Origin of the sequence: Bacillus rugosus (assembly GCF_023238245.1) — a bacterium.
GTDB classification, from domain to species: domain Bacteria; phylum Bacillota; class Bacilli; order Bacillales; family Bacillaceae; genus Bacillus; species Bacillus rugosus.
This window is the reverse complement of record NZ_CP096590.1, coordinates 3,789,427-3,804,330: the sequence shown is the minus strand read 5'-3', so window position 1 is coordinate 3,804,330 and position 14,904 is coordinate 3,789,427. Positions and strand designations below refer to the sequence as shown.

At 47.3% G+C, this 14,904-nt stretch carries 16 protein-coding genes; 14 read left to right on the top strand and 2 right to left on the bottom strand.

Features of this window, described 5'->3' with window-relative positions; translation table 11 throughout:
• Window positions 1–8: 8 nt before the first annotated feature.
• The gene (locus M0696_RS19280) at window positions 9–1,379 is read right to left on the bottom strand and encodes an aldehyde dehydrogenase (RefSeq protein ID WP_222142253.1); all 1,371 of its coding nucleotides are present in this window, start codon (window positions 1,377–1,379) and stop codon (window positions 9–11) included.
• Between the two features lie 167 nt (window positions 1,380–1,546).
• On the opposite strand from M0696_RS19280, the gene M0696_RS19275 reads away from it, so the two are divergent.
• The 3 genes from M0696_RS19275 (at window position 1,547) to M0696_RS19265 (ending at window position 3,635) form a co-directional block, all read left to right on the top strand.
• Window positions 1,547–1,861, top strand: a complete 315-nt coding sequence (locus M0696_RS19275; protein ID WP_166846956.1) for a YwdI family protein — start codon at window positions 1,547–1,549, stop codon at window positions 1,859–1,861.
• Window positions 1,862–1,879: 18 nt separating this feature from the next.
• Window positions 1,880–3,202 (top strand): purine/pyrimidine permease, encoded by a 1,323-nt coding sequence (locus tag M0696_RS19270; protein WP_248602296.1) that lies wholly within the window; start codon window positions 1,880–1,882, stop codon window positions 3,200–3,202.
• Window positions 3,203–3,263: 61 nt separating this feature from the next.
• Window positions 3,264–3,635, top strand: coding sequence for a DUF423 domain-containing protein (locus M0696_RS19265; RefSeq protein ID WP_166846962.1), 372 nt, complete (start codon window positions 3,264–3,266; stop codon window positions 3,633–3,635).
• Between the two features lie 43 nt (window positions 3,636–3,678).
• On the opposite strand, the gene gerQ is transcribed toward M0696_RS19265, so the two are convergent.
• Window positions 3,679–4,218 carry a spore coat protein GerQ gene (gerQ, locus tag M0696_RS19260; protein ID WP_166846965.1) on the bottom strand — a complete coding sequence of 180 codons (540 nt, stop codon included), beginning with the start codon at window positions 4,216–4,218 and terminating at the stop codon, window positions 3,679–3,681.
• Window positions 4,219–4,536: 318 nt separating this feature from the next.
• On the opposite strand from gerQ, the gene spsA reads away from it, so the two are divergent.
• Genes spsA through M0696_RS19205 form a run of 11 tightly spaced genes read left to right on the top strand, consistent with a single transcriptional unit; the run spans window position 4,537 to window position 14,679 of the window.
• Window positions 4,537–5,307 carry a spore coat dTDP-glycosyltransferase SpsA gene (gene spsA / locus M0696_RS19255; RefSeq protein WP_248602295.1) on the top strand — a complete coding sequence of 257 codons (771 nt, stop codon included), beginning with the start codon at window positions 4,537–4,539 and terminating at the stop codon, window positions 5,305–5,307.
• 4 nt (window positions 5,308–5,311) lie between these two features.
• Window positions 5,312–6,736: a CDP-glycerol glycerophosphotransferase family protein gene (locus M0696_RS19250; RefSeq protein ID WP_248602294.1), complete on the top strand. Its 1,425-nt coding sequence runs from the start codon at window positions 5,312–5,314 to the stop codon at window positions 6,734–6,736.
• 20 nt (window positions 6,737–6,756) lie between these two features.
• The gene (locus M0696_RS19245) at window positions 6,757–7,926 is read left to right on the top strand and encodes a DegT/DnrJ/EryC1/StrS family aminotransferase (protein ID WP_222142250.1); all 1,170 of its coding nucleotides are present in this window, start codon (window positions 6,757–6,759) and stop codon (window positions 7,924–7,926) included.
• A complete protein-coding gene (locus M0696_RS19240; protein ID WP_166846977.1) occupies window positions 7,927–8,796 on the top strand; it encodes a GNAT family N-acetyltransferase in 870 nt (289 codons plus the stop codon).
• Window positions 8,796–9,917: an N-acetylneuraminate synthase family protein gene (locus tag M0696_RS19235; RefSeq protein ID WP_222142248.1), complete on the top strand. Its 1,122-nt coding sequence runs from the start codon at window positions 8,796–8,798 to the stop codon at window positions 9,915–9,917. Before M0696_RS19240 ends, M0696_RS19235 begins: the two co-directional genes overlap by 1 nt.
• Window positions 9,910–10,632 (top strand): glycosyltransferase family protein, encoded by a 723-nt coding sequence (locus M0696_RS19230; RefSeq protein ID WP_248602293.1) that lies wholly within the window; start codon window positions 9,910–9,912, stop codon window positions 10,630–10,632. Before M0696_RS19235 ends, M0696_RS19230 begins: the two co-directional genes overlap by 8 nt.
• Before the next feature lie 2 nt (window positions 10,633–10,634).
• Window positions 10,635–11,654, top strand: coding sequence for a PseG/SpsG family protein (locus M0696_RS19225; protein ID WP_222142246.1), 1,020 nt, complete (start codon window positions 10,635–10,637; stop codon window positions 11,652–11,654).
• Window positions 11,655–11,678: 24 nt separating this feature from the next.
• Complete coding sequence (locus tag M0696_RS19220; protein ID WP_014115590.1) at window positions 11,679–12,419, top strand: sugar phosphate nucleotidyltransferase; 741 nt, start codon at window positions 11,679–11,681, stop codon at window positions 12,417–12,419.
• Window positions 12,419–13,366, top strand: coding sequence for a dTDP-glucose 4,6-dehydratase (gene rfbB, locus M0696_RS19215; RefSeq protein WP_222142245.1), 948 nt, complete (start codon window positions 12,419–12,421; stop codon window positions 13,364–13,366). Before M0696_RS19220 ends, rfbB begins: the two co-directional genes overlap by 1 nt.
• A gap of 13 nt (window positions 13,367–13,379) precedes the next feature.
• Entirely contained in the window at window positions 13,380–14,231 is an 852-nt protein-coding gene (rfbD, locus tag M0696_RS19210) for a dTDP-4-dehydrorhamnose reductase (protein WP_166846992.1), read from the top strand.
• Window positions 14,224–14,679 carry a dTDP-4-dehydrorhamnose 3,5-epimerase family protein gene (locus M0696_RS19205; RefSeq protein WP_166846995.1) on the top strand — a complete coding sequence of 152 codons (456 nt, stop codon included), beginning with the start codon at window positions 14,224–14,226 and terminating at the stop codon, window positions 14,677–14,679. The genes rfbD and M0696_RS19205 overlap by 8 nt, the downstream gene beginning before the upstream one ends.
• Window positions 14,680–14,904 lie beyond the last annotated feature (225 nt).

Genomic DNA, 14,904 nt, shown 5'->3' with positions numbered 1-14,904 from the left:
GCGCTTTTTTATTTAAGTATTTTCCGAATCAGTCGCAGCCCGTTTTTGGAGGAAGGATAACGAAAAGCGAAGTCGAAGCGGTTCGTTTGTTTGACGACGCTTTTTTTGTGCGTAAATGTGTTAAAGCTGTCAAATCCGTGATAGCTGCCGATGCCGCTTTCTCCGACGCCGCCGAATGGCAAATACGGTGTCGCGACGTGCATTAACGTATCATTGACACAGCCTCCGCCAAACGACAGGTTCTCTAAAACAGCCCGCTCGATTTCTTTATTTGTAGTGAAAACATACAGAGCAAGTGGCTTTGGGCGCGATTGGACTTTCTCAATGACTTCATCGATATTACCGTACGTAAATAACGGAAGAATCGGCCCGAAAATCTCCTCCTGCATCACTGGAGAGTCTTCCTTCACTTGCTCAAGAATTGTCGGCGCTATTTTGTGGTGATCATGATCAAACTGTCCGCCTATGAGGGGGACGCCATCGCTCAGAAAGCTGAGCAGCCGCTGGTAGTGGCGCTCACTGACGATTTTGCCGTACTGCGGATTACGTTCGGGCTGAGAGCCGTAAAATTCACTAATCGCACGCTTCATTTCTTCTGTGAGCTTTGTTTTGATGTCTTCGTGGACTAATAAATAATCCGGTGCGATGCAGGTTTGTCCCGCATTCGTGAATTTACCGAAGATAATGCGTTTGGCGGCAAGCTGTATGTCAGCATCTTTATGGACAATGCAGGGGCTTTTGCCGCCGAGCTCCAAGGTGACGGGAATTAATTGTTTAGCGGCAGCCTCCATGACGATTTTTCCCACGGCAACGCTGCCGGTGAAGAAAATATAGTCAAAGGGCTGCTGTAATAATGCTGTGCTGACGTCGGGCCCGCCTTCCGCCATAGCGACATAATCACTCGGAAAAACATTGCTGATGAGTTTGGAAAGAACAGCGGAAACAGCCGGCGTATATTCTGATGGTTTGAGAACGACCGTGTTCCCGGCGGCAATGGCTCCAATCAAGGGAGAAAGCGCCAGCTGCAGGGGATAGTTCCATGGCGCAACCACCAAAACGGTTCCATACGGCTCAGGTATGATGATGCTTTTGGAGCCTAGATGGGTCAGCGGCGTTTTGACTCGTTTCGGCTTGGCCCATTTTCCCAGTCTTTTCATCACAAAGCTGATTTCCTCCAACACGATTCCGATTTCCGTTGTGTATGCTTCTTGTTCGGATTTGTGGAGATCTTGATAGAGAGCAGCTGTGAGATCGGCTTCATGTGTTTTGATGGCTTGTTTCAGCTTCTGCAACATGTCCAGTCTCGATTCTAGCGGTCTCGTATGCCCCGCCGCAAAATATGCTTTATGCTTGCTGACGATAGAGGGTATGCTGTTCATTCCATCGCTCCTTTTTCGTAAGGTATGGCGATTTATTATGTGAAAAATCTCTTCTGCTTGTCAAATGCGAAAGGTTTGTTAGAAAAAATAACAAACTCATATCTGCGTTTGCAGCAGGAATTTGATAAAATGCAGGAAGACGACATTTATTTTTTGGAGGGTTCTTGATGAACATTCATATATCTGCTTTGATTCAAAAGATGGAAGAGGAGCTGAAAAAAGCAAAGACAGCTGAACGGGATGAGGAGCTGAAGCGTTACGTAGCGGTTGTCCGTTCTTTGTGTGACGTCGTGCTGGATCAGCCAGAGACGAGCGCGCCCCGCATACAGCCGAGCAGCACGCCAAGTCCTGCCGCACCGCCATCGACAGACCAGCTGATGATGGAAAAAATGATGGGAAGCGCGGGATTAAACAAATATCGAAAACAAGAAAAAGAGAAGCAGGAAGAGGACGGAAACGGAGAGTCTTTATTTGATTTTTAATGAGAAAGGTTGAGCTACGTGAAATTGGTTCTTGGTGCGCTGCAATGGACAGCGTTTATCATTGCTGCGGCGATTGTTGTTCCGGTGGCGGTTGCCCAGTCGTTTCATCTGGATCACTCTGATTCTGCGAGATTGATCCAAAGCACTTTTTTTGTACTGGGAATTGCCGCCGTCATTCAGTGTTTGAAAGGCCACAGACTGCCGATCAATGAAAGCCCCGCGGGCTTGTGGTGGGGAGTGTATACGATCTACGCCGGGCTGACGGGAACTGTGTTTGCGACATATGGGGACACACTGCGCGGTTTGCAGGGAGCTCTTCTTGTAAGCGCTGTATGTTTCTTTTTGTTAAGTGTCTTCAAGGTCATTGACCGGCTTGCCGCCTTGTTTACCCCAGTTGTAACGGGCGTCTATTTATTGCTTCTAGTGATGCAGCTGAGTCAGCCCATTATAAAAGGAATTCTTGGAATCGGCTATCGTAAGGACAGTGTGGACGGTCTTGTATTTGGCTTGGCACTTGTTGTGATCGCTGCCGCCTTTATGATGACAAATTCGAACATCATGTTTTTCAAGCAATATTCGATTCTATTGGCCCTGTTTGGCGGGTGGGTGCTGTTTGCGGCTGCCGGGGCTGCAAAGCCGATTGAAATGCCGGATCGGCTGTTTCAGCTGCCTTCCCTGTTTCCTTTTGGCACCCCGTTATTTAACAGCGGCCTGATCATCACCTCAATTTTTATTACCATCTTGCTGATCGTGAATATGCTGGCAAGCATGAAGGTTGTGGACATCGCTGTGAAGAAATTCGGCAAACAGCTGGATGAACAGCATCACGAACGACATGCAGGTTTTGCCGCCTCATTCAGCCATCTGCTTAGCGGTTTGACGGGAGCCATTGCTCCGGTTCCGATTTCGGGAGCCGCAGGTTTTATTGAGACGACTAAAATGTCTTCTAAAAAACCGTTTATGATCGGCAGTGTTTTGGTTGTCTTGATCAGCGTGATCCCGTTTTTTATGAATGCGTTTGCGAGCCTGCCGTCACCCGTTGGATTCGCGGTAAATTTCGTTGTGTTCTCCGCAATGGGAGGTCTGGCATTTGCAGAGTTTGATTCATATGAGAAAGCAGAACTGAAAAGGGTGCGGTCTGTGATCGGCATCTCGCTGCTGACAGGGGTCGGCATCATGTTTGTTCCTGAAACTGCATTAAAGGGATTGCATCCGGTATTTATTTCTTTGTTAAGTAACGGGCTAGTATTAGGGACGCTTGCTGCAATAGCTGCAGACCAGTTTCAGCTTTGGCGCAGGAGAAAATCCGACAATCTCGTGTCATCGGAGAACAAACGTTGAATTTTGGTACAGGTGCGATAAGATAAATGATATGAGTTTAACGAAAAGGCGGGAGAGATAAATGAAAGTTTTTATCATATTAGGGGCTATTAACGCCTTGCTTGCCGTGGGGCTCGGGGCATTTGGCGCTCACGGATTAGAAGGGAAAATTCCTGATAAATATCTTCAGGTTTGGCACACAGGCGTGCAGTATCATATGTATCACGCTCTTGGGCTTTTCGTTGTCGCGTTTCTCGCCGATAAATTATCCGGCATCGGAAGTGTCACGACGGCCGGCTGGCTGATGTTCGCGGGAATCGTGCTGTTTTCCGGAAGCTTATATATTCTCAGTCTGACGCAAGTCTCCATTCTTGGGGCTATTACTCCGCTCGGCGGTGTGGCGTTTATTATTTCTTGGATTATGATCGTTGTCGCAGCCGTCAAATATCTATAAACAAAAAAGCCAATCCTCATCATATGAGTGATTGGCTTTTTCTTTATCTTGGCGAATAGGACGACATGGTATATGGATACGTATACGCAATTTCTTCATCAAATGTAATGTAATCGAGGTAGATTGTCAGGAGCAGGTAGCGTGTTCCTGATTTCGGGTCGCTGAGGATAATGTGATCCCGTCCCGCTGCCTCGATGACGCCGCGAAAGATCTTCGAGCCCCATTCCTTGCTGTTTTCAAATGTCATATAAATGGTGGCCGTTTTTCCCCGGTTCAGGCGCAAAATATTCTCAATGTAAGATTCCTCAACAGGCAGCATGCCGGGAACGCTTTGGCCCGGCGCTGACGGTGTCGGCCCTGATGGAATTTGAAACCCGCCGCCTTGCTGCTGGCCCGGGAATCCGAAGCCCTGCTGTCCTTGCTGCCCCTGCTGCATTGTTGGCATCATTGGCTGCATCCCCATCATCTGCATTTGTCCGCCTTGGCCTTGCTGCGGGTACGGATTGGCGCCGTACTGAGGCTGATACCCCTGCATATTATCAAATCCCTGCATTTGCTGATATTGATTTTTTTTCGGTTTCATATCGTTCCTCCTTTTTATGAAAACCAATCAAAACATGTTCCGGATGTATAGATGAACGCTCCGCGATGACTCACCTCCGATGGAAAACGATCTTAGTCGCTGGTGCGATTTTTATCTCTTTCACCTTATGAGGCTGATGCTTGGAATATGCGGAAAAGAACAGCAGACGGCACAGATTTCGTTCTGGGCAGTTGCTGTTTTTCATAGACATACACAAACTTTTCGCATATTGGTTTGTATCCCTAGCGCAACTTGCGCATAAGCAACATAAGATAACGTTAGTTTCAGGTGTGAAGTTTCAAGAAGGAGGTGTAGGATTTGCCGAAAGTATCAGTTATTATGACGAGCTATAACAAAAGCGATTATGTGGCAAAGTCCATTTCTAGCATACTCTCACAAACGTTTTCAGATTTTGAATTGTTTATTATGGATGACAACTCCAATGATGAGACGCTGAATGTAATCCGTCCTTTTTTGAATGATAACCGAGTGCGTTTTTATCAAAGTGATGTATCTGGAGTAAAGGAAAGAACGGAAAAAACGAGGTACGCGGCGCTGATCAATCAGGCGATTGAGATGGCGGAAGGTGAATATATCACCTATGCAACGGATGACAACGTCTATATGCCGGACCGGCTCCTGAAAATGGTGCGGGAGCTCGATGCCCATCCTGAAAAGGCTGTGATTTACTCAGCCTCAAAAACCTATCATTTAAACGAAAATGGCGACATTGTAAAAGAAACTGCCAGGCCTGCCGCTCAAGTGACATGGAACGCGCCGTGCGCCATCGATCATTGCTCGGTGATGCACAGGTATTCTGTGCTTGAGAAGGTAAAGGAGAAGTTTGGCTCCTATTGGGATGAAAGCCCGGCGTTTTACCGGATTGGAGATGCCCGGTTCTTTTGGAGAGTCAACCATTTTTATCCGTTTTACCCGCTGGCTGAGGAGCTGGATCTGAACTATATTACCGACCAATCGATTCACTTTCAGCTGTTTGAATCAGAAAAAAATGAATTTGTCAGGAACCTTCCTACGCAGCGCAATTGCCGCGAGCTGCGTGAATCATTAAAAAAGCTTGGAATGGGGTGAGAGCTTGTCGGCCTATTTAAGCAATTATTGGGTGCTGTACCGGAAGTATGTGGAGCTTTTTGACAGACTTCGTTACAAGGGGATTCCGCTGGGACTTATCAGTAATTTTTATCAATACATCAGCCCTGAGCTGAGGGTGATGATGGAAGAAGAACCGGAGTTATTCGGATCGGTGGATCAGCATATCGATGAAGGGCAGATTCAGCCGTTTTTTGAAGAGAAAATACAAAATATAGTCAAAACAAACGACGGACCTGTTAAGGGGAAAGTCATTTTGCACTTTGATTACCTGCGTTTTTCAAACGAAAATTACTATCAATTTGATCCTGAAAAAACAGCTGTTTTGGCCAGATGGAGTTTGCCGCATTATTGTGATCTGCCTGTGATTAACAAGCGTGAGATTGCGGAATCATGCCAAAAAGGCGATCCGAAACCGTATCTCGAAACAGCCTGTTCGATTCTCGCCCCTTTTGATGACCACCCGGCATTCGGTGATCAAGCGTTTCGCGACCGGCTTTATAAAGATATTCCTTTATTTATGGAAGCCATTGATACGGTTGATTCGCTGTTTAAGCAGGAGAAGATTTCTGCCGTTATCGTCGGAACCGCAGAAGATATTTACAGCAGGGTGCTCGCTCTCATGTGTCAGAGGAGAGGGGCCGTCAGCATTTGTCTTCAGCATGGCGCATTGATGGGAGATGAAGCCTTCATTCCTGTTTTTACAACCTATCAAGCTGTTTTTGGTGCGTATGAAGCGGAATGGTTCATACGAAAAGGCTGTAAACCTGAGCAGATTCTCGTAACGGGGCACCCCCGCTTCGATCAAATCTTTAACAGAACCCCTATAGACATGTCCACATTCTATCGAAAACTTGCTTTTCATCCGTCTAAAAAAATTGTGCTCATTGCAACCCAGCCCTTTTCGGAAGACTTTTATTCCGGTGTGCTAGAAGGGCTTTCTGATCAGAAACAACTGCAAATTATCATTAAACCTCATCCTTGGGAAATCGGAAAAAACAAACTTGATCTGTATCACGCTGCGGCGAAAAAACATAATGCATGCAGAGTCATCAAAAAGGAGCTGGATCTGTATGATTTGCTGCCGTATGCTGACGCGGCAGTGACGCAAACCTCAACAGTAGGACTAGAAGCCATGTTGTTTCAAAAGCCTGCGCTGATCGGGAAATCATCCGGAAACCGCTCGTATCCGTATTATGAGTCTCTTGGCGATTTTATGTTTGATCAGCCGGATGAACTGGCGCGCACGCTTATTGAGGTTCTTCGAAGTCCCGCCGTGCATCAAAAAGCAGAAGAGGTGCGTCTGGCATTCACAGCAGCCAATTATCCGGTGGCAGAATCAACAAACGCTTTATTTGCGGTACTGAAGGCCAAAACAGGGGTTGATTACAGGCAGGATGATACTGAATAAAATGATAGGAGCGCAAAGAAATGGTGCAAAAGAGAAATCATTTTCTTCCTTACTCATTGCCATTAATCGGAAAGGAAGAAATTCAGGAGGTTACAGAAACGCTTGAATCGGGATGGCTCTCCAAAGGCCCGAAGGTTCAGCAGTTTGAGAAAGAATTTGCCGCGTTTGTCGGGGCGAAGCACGCCGTGGCGCTGAATTCATGTACCGCTGCTTTATTTTTGGCTTTGAAAGCAAAAGGGATCGGGCCGGGTGACGAGGTCATTACCTCTCCGCTTACGTTCAGCTCGACCGCCAATACGATTATTCATACAGGAGCGACGCCTGTGTTTGCGGACATTGACGAAAACACGCTTAATATTGACCCGGCAAAGCTTGAGGAGGCCATCACACCGCGTACGAAAGCAGTTGTACCCGTCCACTTCGGCGGGCAGTCCTGTGATATGGATGCGATATTGGCAATTGCCCAAAAGCATGGCTTATTCGTGCTGGAGGATGCGGCACATGCGGTGTATACGACTTATAAGCAAAGAATGATCGGTTCTATCGGAGACGCGACAGCATTCAGCTTTTATGCCACTAAAAACCTGGCGACAGGGGAAGGCGGCATGCTGACGACAGATGATGAGGAGCTTGCAGATAACATCCGGGTGCTGAGCCTTCACGGCATGAGCAAAGCCGCATGGAACCGTTATTCTTCAAATGGCAGCTGGTATTATGAAGTCGAATCGCCCGGCTATAAGATGAACATGTTTGATTTGCAGGCGGCTCTTGGTCTTCATCAGCTGAAACGGCTGGATGATATGCAGAAACGGAGAGAAGAGATTGCCGGCCGCTACCAAGCCGCTTTTCAGCAGATTCCGGGGCTGATCACGCCGTTTGTTCATGATGACGGCAGGCACGCCTGGCATTTATATGTTCTGCAAGTTGATGAAAAACAGGCCGGTGTCACGAGGAGCGAAATGATTACGGCTTTAAAGGATGAATACAATATCGGCACAAGCGTTCATTTTATTCCGGTACACATTCATCCGTACTATCAAAAGCAATTCGGGTTTAAGGAAGCGGACTTCCCGGTCGCGATAAATTACTATAAACGAACCCTGTCGCTCCCGCTCTATCCATCGATGTCTGACGAGGATGTAGATGATGTCATTGAAGCTGTGCGGGATATCGTAGAAGGGGCTGGTTAAGTGTATACGGTAAAAGAAGATGTCTCCAAAGAGGCGATTGAGGAATTTCTCCAAAGCAGGCAGCTTACACTGGACGTTCCGTATCAATTTTCTCTCGGCCTTTTTGAAAACAGCAGGCTCCAAGGCGTCTTGCTTTTTGAAAATTCTCTGTGGGAAAGCCAGGTGCTTCAGAAGAAAGTCATGAACGTCAAGCTTCTGGCGGCAAACAGCACCGGGCAGCTGAAGAGGCTGTTTCAAGCTTTTTATTCTGTACGCCAAATGGATGAAACGGATTTTATCTTTGTTCGTATTCCGGCTGAAGATATCGGAGCCGCGCATGTGATACAGCAGCAGCCATCCTCTTACTTTGTCGGCAGTTTGCTGAAGCTGGCGAAGCCCCCGTCTTTTTATGATAAAACACCGCCTTTTTTTGAACTGGGTCCGCCTGAGCCTGGAGACACAGAAGCAATATGTGAGCTGGCCCGAGACTCGTTTACAAAAAGCAGATATTTTCAAGATCCTCATCTCAGCCGCGAAGCAGCAAACAAAATTTTTCAGGAATGGACACGAAACAATCTGAATGGAAGGGCGGCTATAAACATTGCCGCTAAGCATAATGGCGAGGTCATCGGCTATCTTCAGGGCTTATCAAGAGACGATGAATGTATTCTCGATTTGATGGCTGTGAAGCCGGGGTTTGAAGGAAAACGTATCGCGTTTCATTTATTGGCGAATCTCCTAGAACAACCGGAGACCCAGAAGCATAAAACGGTAACAGCGGGGACGCAGCTTCACAATGTAAGGGCGATCCGTCTTTATGAAAGAATGGGCTTCACCGCTGAACAATCATATTATTATTATCATATTTGGCCGGGCAAGGAGGCGAAATAATGGCAGAGTTTCAGATCGCGAATAAAACTGTAGGCAAAGACGCGCCTGTATTTATTATCGCCGAGGCGGGAATTAATCATGACGGAAAGCTTGATCAGGCATTTGCGCTAATTGATGCAGCGGCGGAAGCTGGAGCGGATGCCGTGAAATTTCAAATGTTTGAGGCTGATAAGATGTATCAGAAAGATCCTGGTTTGTACAAAACAGCGGCGGGTAGGGACGTCTCTATTTTTTCTCTGATTCAATCTATGGAAATGCCAGCAGAGTGGATTTCTCCGCTATTGGATTACTGTCGAGAAAAGCAGGTGATCTTTTTAAGCACAGTATGTGACGAAGGGTCAGCCGACCTGCTTCAGTCCACCTCGCCGAGTGCTTTTAAAATTGCATCCTATGAAATTAACCATCTTCCGCTGCTCAAATATGTCGCCCGTATGAACAGGCCGATGATATTCTCGACAGCCGGAGCGGAAATTTCTGATGTTCATGAAGCTTGGAGCACTATCAGAGCAGAGGGCAACGATCAAGTTGCCATTATGCATTGTGTGGCGAAATATCCTGCGCCGCCGGAGTACAGCAACCTCAGCGTCATTCCGATGCTTGCCGCCGCTTTTCCTGATGCGGTAATCGGCTTCTCCGATCATAGCGAGCATCCGACAGAAGCACCGTGTGCCGCGGTTAGGCTCGGAGCAAGACTGATAGAAAAGCATTTTACAATCGATAAAAACCTGCCGGGCGCCGACCACTCGTTTGCGTTAAATCCGGACGAATTGAAAGAAATGGTCGAAGGCATCAGGAAAACCGAAGCCGAGCTGAAACAAGGGATCAGGAAGCCGGTCTCTGAAAAACTTCTTGGCAGTTCATACAAAACAACGACCGCCATCGAAGGAGAAATCCGAAATTTTGCATACAGAGGGATCTTTACAACAGCTCCGATTCAAAAAGGTGAAGCCTTTAGTGAAGACAATATCGCAGTGCTTCGCCCCGGACAAAAGCCGCAGGGGCTGCACCCGAGATTTTTTGAGCTTCTAACCGGCGGCATTCGGGCTGTGAGAGACATTCCGGCTGACACAGGCATTGTCTGGGATGACATTTTAATGAAGGACAGCCCGTTTCGTGAATGACATTCTCTTTATCATTCAAGCCAGAATGGGTTCAACACGGCTTCCTGGAAAAGTGCTGCGTCCGCTCGGGTCGAATCGTTTACTTGATGTTCTCGTCCACCGCGTCCGGCAAAGCGCGTTTTATCAAAAGGATCAGGATAATCTTGTCATTGCCACGTCTGACAGAGAAACTGACGACATATTAGAGGCGCACTGTATCAAACATGGCTTTCGCGTTTTCCGCGGCAGCGAGGAACGTGTTCTCGACAGGTTTGTAGAGCTCATTGAGGCTGTCAAACCAACAGTTGTTATCCGGTTAACGGGTGATAATCCGTTTGTCGATCCGGAGTTGCTCGATTTGGTGATTAAGGCGCATCTTGATCAAGGAGCAGATTATACGTATATCCTGAATACCCCGTTAGGGATTTGCGGTGAAGCGGTCAACGCCAAGCTGTTAATAGACATCAGCCGTATTCAGGCATTGGAGGATCTATATCAGGAGCATGTCACGTTATATGTAAGGGATCATCCCGCTCTTTATCGCGTTCAGTTTTTAGAGGCGCCGGAACGATATCGCGCCCCTCAATATCGGCTGACCATTGACACAAAGGAAGACTATGAATCGATAAAGGCCCTTTATCAAAAAGCAGGCGAGCGCCCCGATGTATCCGCCTCAGAGCTCATCAGCCTGATGAACCGTAACCCTGATGCGGCGATCGAACGAGAGGCTGAATAGCCATGCATATTGGGATCGTTGCAGACGGCGGTTTTGAAAAAGGAATGGGGCATGTTGTCCGGATGAAGAGACTTGCGGAAGAACTCAAACAGCGCTGCTTGATCACGTTTTACACGAATCAGGAGTCTGAACCATTTCTTCATGAAGAGCATTGGCATGTCATCGTAATGCCGGAGCTGCAGCAGCACGAATTTATTCTCCGGGAAATAAAAAACAAGAAACTTGATCTGCTTTTGTTTGATATTCTGGGTGCGCCTGCTGAGCTATTAAGAAAAATAAAGGCGGAAACATATGCAAAAATCGTACTCTTTGAAGAGAAAAATGAAAAAGCGATTCAGCTAAGCGACGCAGTCATCAACGGAATTTACGGCGATATCAGAAGCAGGGTGTATGATCAGGGAAACACCCGAATCTATGAAGGGCCGGATTATCTTATTCTTCACCCCGGCTTCCTGGCCGCAAGAAATGATTACACACTTAAGAAAAAATGCTGCAATATTGTTGTTGCATTAGGAGGAAGTGATCCGAAGCGGCTTATTTTTAAAGTGTTGGCTGCTGCCGATCAAGTCCCCGCCATGAATGACAAAAACATGATGTTTGTGATGGGGAGCGCTTCACCGCATCAAGAGGCGGTCCGGAGGCATATTCAAAAGAAGCCGCAGTACACGGTGATCGGGCAGACAAATGATATGGCGGGTATGATGAAACAAGCGGACGCCGCCATTGTCGCCGGCGGCATCTCTTTGTATGAAGCCATTTGCATCGGTGTGCCGTGCCTTGTTCTTTCTCAGGTGGAGCATCAAACGGCAACAGCCAAAACATTCGCTGAACAAGGGGCCGCTCTTGATCTCGGCTTGGGAGAGCTTGTATCAGATGAAACGCTTATCTATCAGATGTCACGAATCATCAGCAGCTATCCTCTTCGCCTTTCATTGCACAAGGGAGGAAGGCCGCTCGTGGATGGCAAAGGCATCAAACGGGTATCAGCTATTCTTCAAGATTTATATGATCAAAAGGTATAAAAATGCATGTAAGGAAGTGTTAATGTGAAAGGTGTTATTTTAGCCGGAGGAAACGGCTCACGCCTTATGCCCTTAACGAAAGCCGTCAACAAGCATTTGCTTCCTGTAGGCCCGTATCCGATGATTTACTGGTCGATTATGAAGCTGGAGGAAGCTGGAATAAAAGACATTTTACTCATCAGCCAAAAAGAGCATATGCCGCAATTTTTCAAACTGCTTGGGAACGGAGAAGAGCTTGGCGTCACAATCACTTATCAGGTCCAGCCAGCCGCATCGGGCATTTCGGATGGGCTGTCTTATGCAAAACGCTTTACGAAAAAAGAGCCTTTCATTTTATTATTAGGTGATAATATATTCGAAGATTCATTAAAGCCTTTTACGGAGCGTTTTGAACAGCAGGGAAAAGGAGCAAAGGTGCTGCTGAAAGAAGTTGATGATCCGGAACGCTTCGGAATTGCTGAGATTGATGAGAAAAACAAGCGGATTCGTTCCATTATCGAGAAGCCTGCACATCCGCCGACCAACCTTTGTGTAACCGGCATTTATATGTATGATGCGGAGGTATTTTCGTATATTGAACAAATATCACCGTCGAAACGCGGCGAGCTGGAAATCACCGATGTGAATAATCTATACATCGAAAACAGCCAGCTTACGTATGATGTGTTATCAGGCTGGTGGGTCGATGCCGGAACTCACGAATCGCTTCATCTCGCCTCCCAGCTTGTACACCAGGCTTTACAGAAAGGACAGGACGAAAAGTGATGGCAAAATCATATTTAATTACGGGCGGGGCCGGCTTCATCGGGCTCACGTTTACAAAGCTCATGCTGAAGGAAACGGATGCGCGCATTACCGTTTTAGATAAACTGACGTATGCCAGCCACCCGGAGGAAATGGAAAAATTAAAGGGAAACAGCCGATTTCGCTTTGTAAAAGGGGATATCAGCGTTCAGGAGGATATCGACCAGGCGTTTGATGAGACCTATGACGGCGTGATTCACTTCGCTGCGGAATCGCATGTGGACAGAAGCATTTCCCAAGCGGAGCCGTTTATCACCACGAATGTCATGGGGACATACCGTTTGGCAGAAGCGGTCTTGCAGGGAAAAGCCAAAAAGCTGATTCATATCTCAACAGATGAGGTGTATGGGGATTTAGAAGCGGATGATCCCGCGTTTACTGAAACGACACCGCTTTCCCCTAATAACCCATACTCAGCCAGCAAAGCGAGCTCTGATTTGCTCGTGTTATCGTATGTGAAAACCCACAAGCTTCCGGCCATTATTACAAGATGCAGCAACAATTACGGCCCCTACCAGCACAGCGAAAAAATGATTCCGACGATTATCCGCCATGCGAAGCAAGGTCTGCCGGTTCCGCTGTACGGCGATGGGCTCCAGATCCGAGATTGGCTGTTTGCGGAGGATCATTGCCGCGCCATCAAGCTGATTTTAGAAAAAGGAACCGACGGCGAGGTGTATAACATCGGAGGCGGAAATGAACGCACGAATAAGGAGCTGGCGAGCATTATCATGAAGCATCTGGGCTGTGAGGAATTGTTCGCCCACGTAGAAGATCGAAAAGGGCATGACCGGCGCTATGCGATCAATGCATCAAAGCTGAAAAATGAACTGGGCTGGCGGCAGGAAGTGCCATTTGAAGAAGGCATTGCGCGTACGATTCGCTGGTATACAGACAATGACCGATGAGAAGGTGATCCGATTGACAAAGGTATTGGTGACTGGTGCGGGAGGACAGCTTGGCCTGGAACTGTGCCGCCAGCTGAAGCAAGCCGGATATGAGGTCATTGCGTTAACAAAGAAGATGATGAACATTGCTGACCAGCGCTCAGTACAGCATTCGTTTGGACATTATCAGCCGGATATCGTGGTCAATACGGCAGCGTTTACGTCGGTTGATAAATGCGAAACAGAACTTGATAAAGCGTACTCGATTAACGGAATCGGCGCTTATTATACAGCGCTGGAGGCTACCCGCATCGGCGCTCAATATGTTCATATCAGCACGGACTATGTATTCGACGGGAAAGGAACCCAGCCATACAGGGAAGATGATCCCCTTGATCCGAACACCATCTACGGCAAAAGCAAAAAGCTCGGAGAAGAACTGATTCGATTAGCAACAAAAGACAGCACGATTATTAGGACGTCGTGGGTGTACGGACATGGAGGCAGCAATTTCGTTCATACCATGCTGAAGCTTGCTGAAACGAAACAAGAGCTGCGGGTTGTAAGCGATCAAATTGGTTCGCCGACCTATACGAAGGATTTGGCAGAAGCGGTCATCAAGCTGTTCTGCCATCCGCCGGGCATCTATCATGTCAGCAATTCAGGCATATGCAGCTGGTATGAATTCGCGAAGGCCATTATGGAAGAAAGCGGACTGGCCACAGTTATATTGCCTGTCACGACAGAAGAATACGGGAACAAAACGCCCCGTCCGGCTTACTCTGTGCTGAGCCATCAGGCCATTGAAGAAGCCGGCATTCGCCCTCGCCATTGGCGCGAAGCGTTACGGGAGTATTTGCAGGAGAGGAGCAGTGCGCGTGATTGATGGAGTCAAGGTGAAAAAATTGACGAAGCATAGTGACGACAGAGGTTTTTTTGCTGAGCTGGTTCGGGATGATGAGAACCTTCTTGAGCATTTCGGGCAGGCCTCTTGGTCGAAAAGCTATCCGGGTGTGATTAAAGCATTTCATTATCATGAGAAGCAGGACGATCTCTGGTTCTTCCCAACCGGCCACGCTCAGGTTGTCCTTTACGATTTGCGCGAGGACTCGAAGACTAAAGGAGAAACTGACGTCTATTATATGGGCGAAGACAACCCGATGCTATTATTGATCCCAAAAGGGGTCGCCCACGGATACAGAGTGCTGGGAGAAACACCGCTGACGATTATCTACTTCACCACCCTGTCGTATAACCCGGATCAGCCTGATGAAAAAAGAATTCCGTGGAATGATGAGACAATCGGTTTTAACTGGAATACTGAATTTAGATAAAGATAGGAACGTGATCAATTGAAGAGCGGAGGCATCTTCGCCTTTTTTTTGTCCTTTTTTCGAAATAGGATAAAAGGTAGAAATCAACAGGTGGATGTGACTAGAAAAAAAGAGAAAATCGTCCATTAGAACCTTGTATAAGCAGGATGAAATTCTCAAAGTATTCCAAGTGTTAATATTCCTAAAAAAGCATTTACTTCCATGGGAAATGATGATAGATTAACT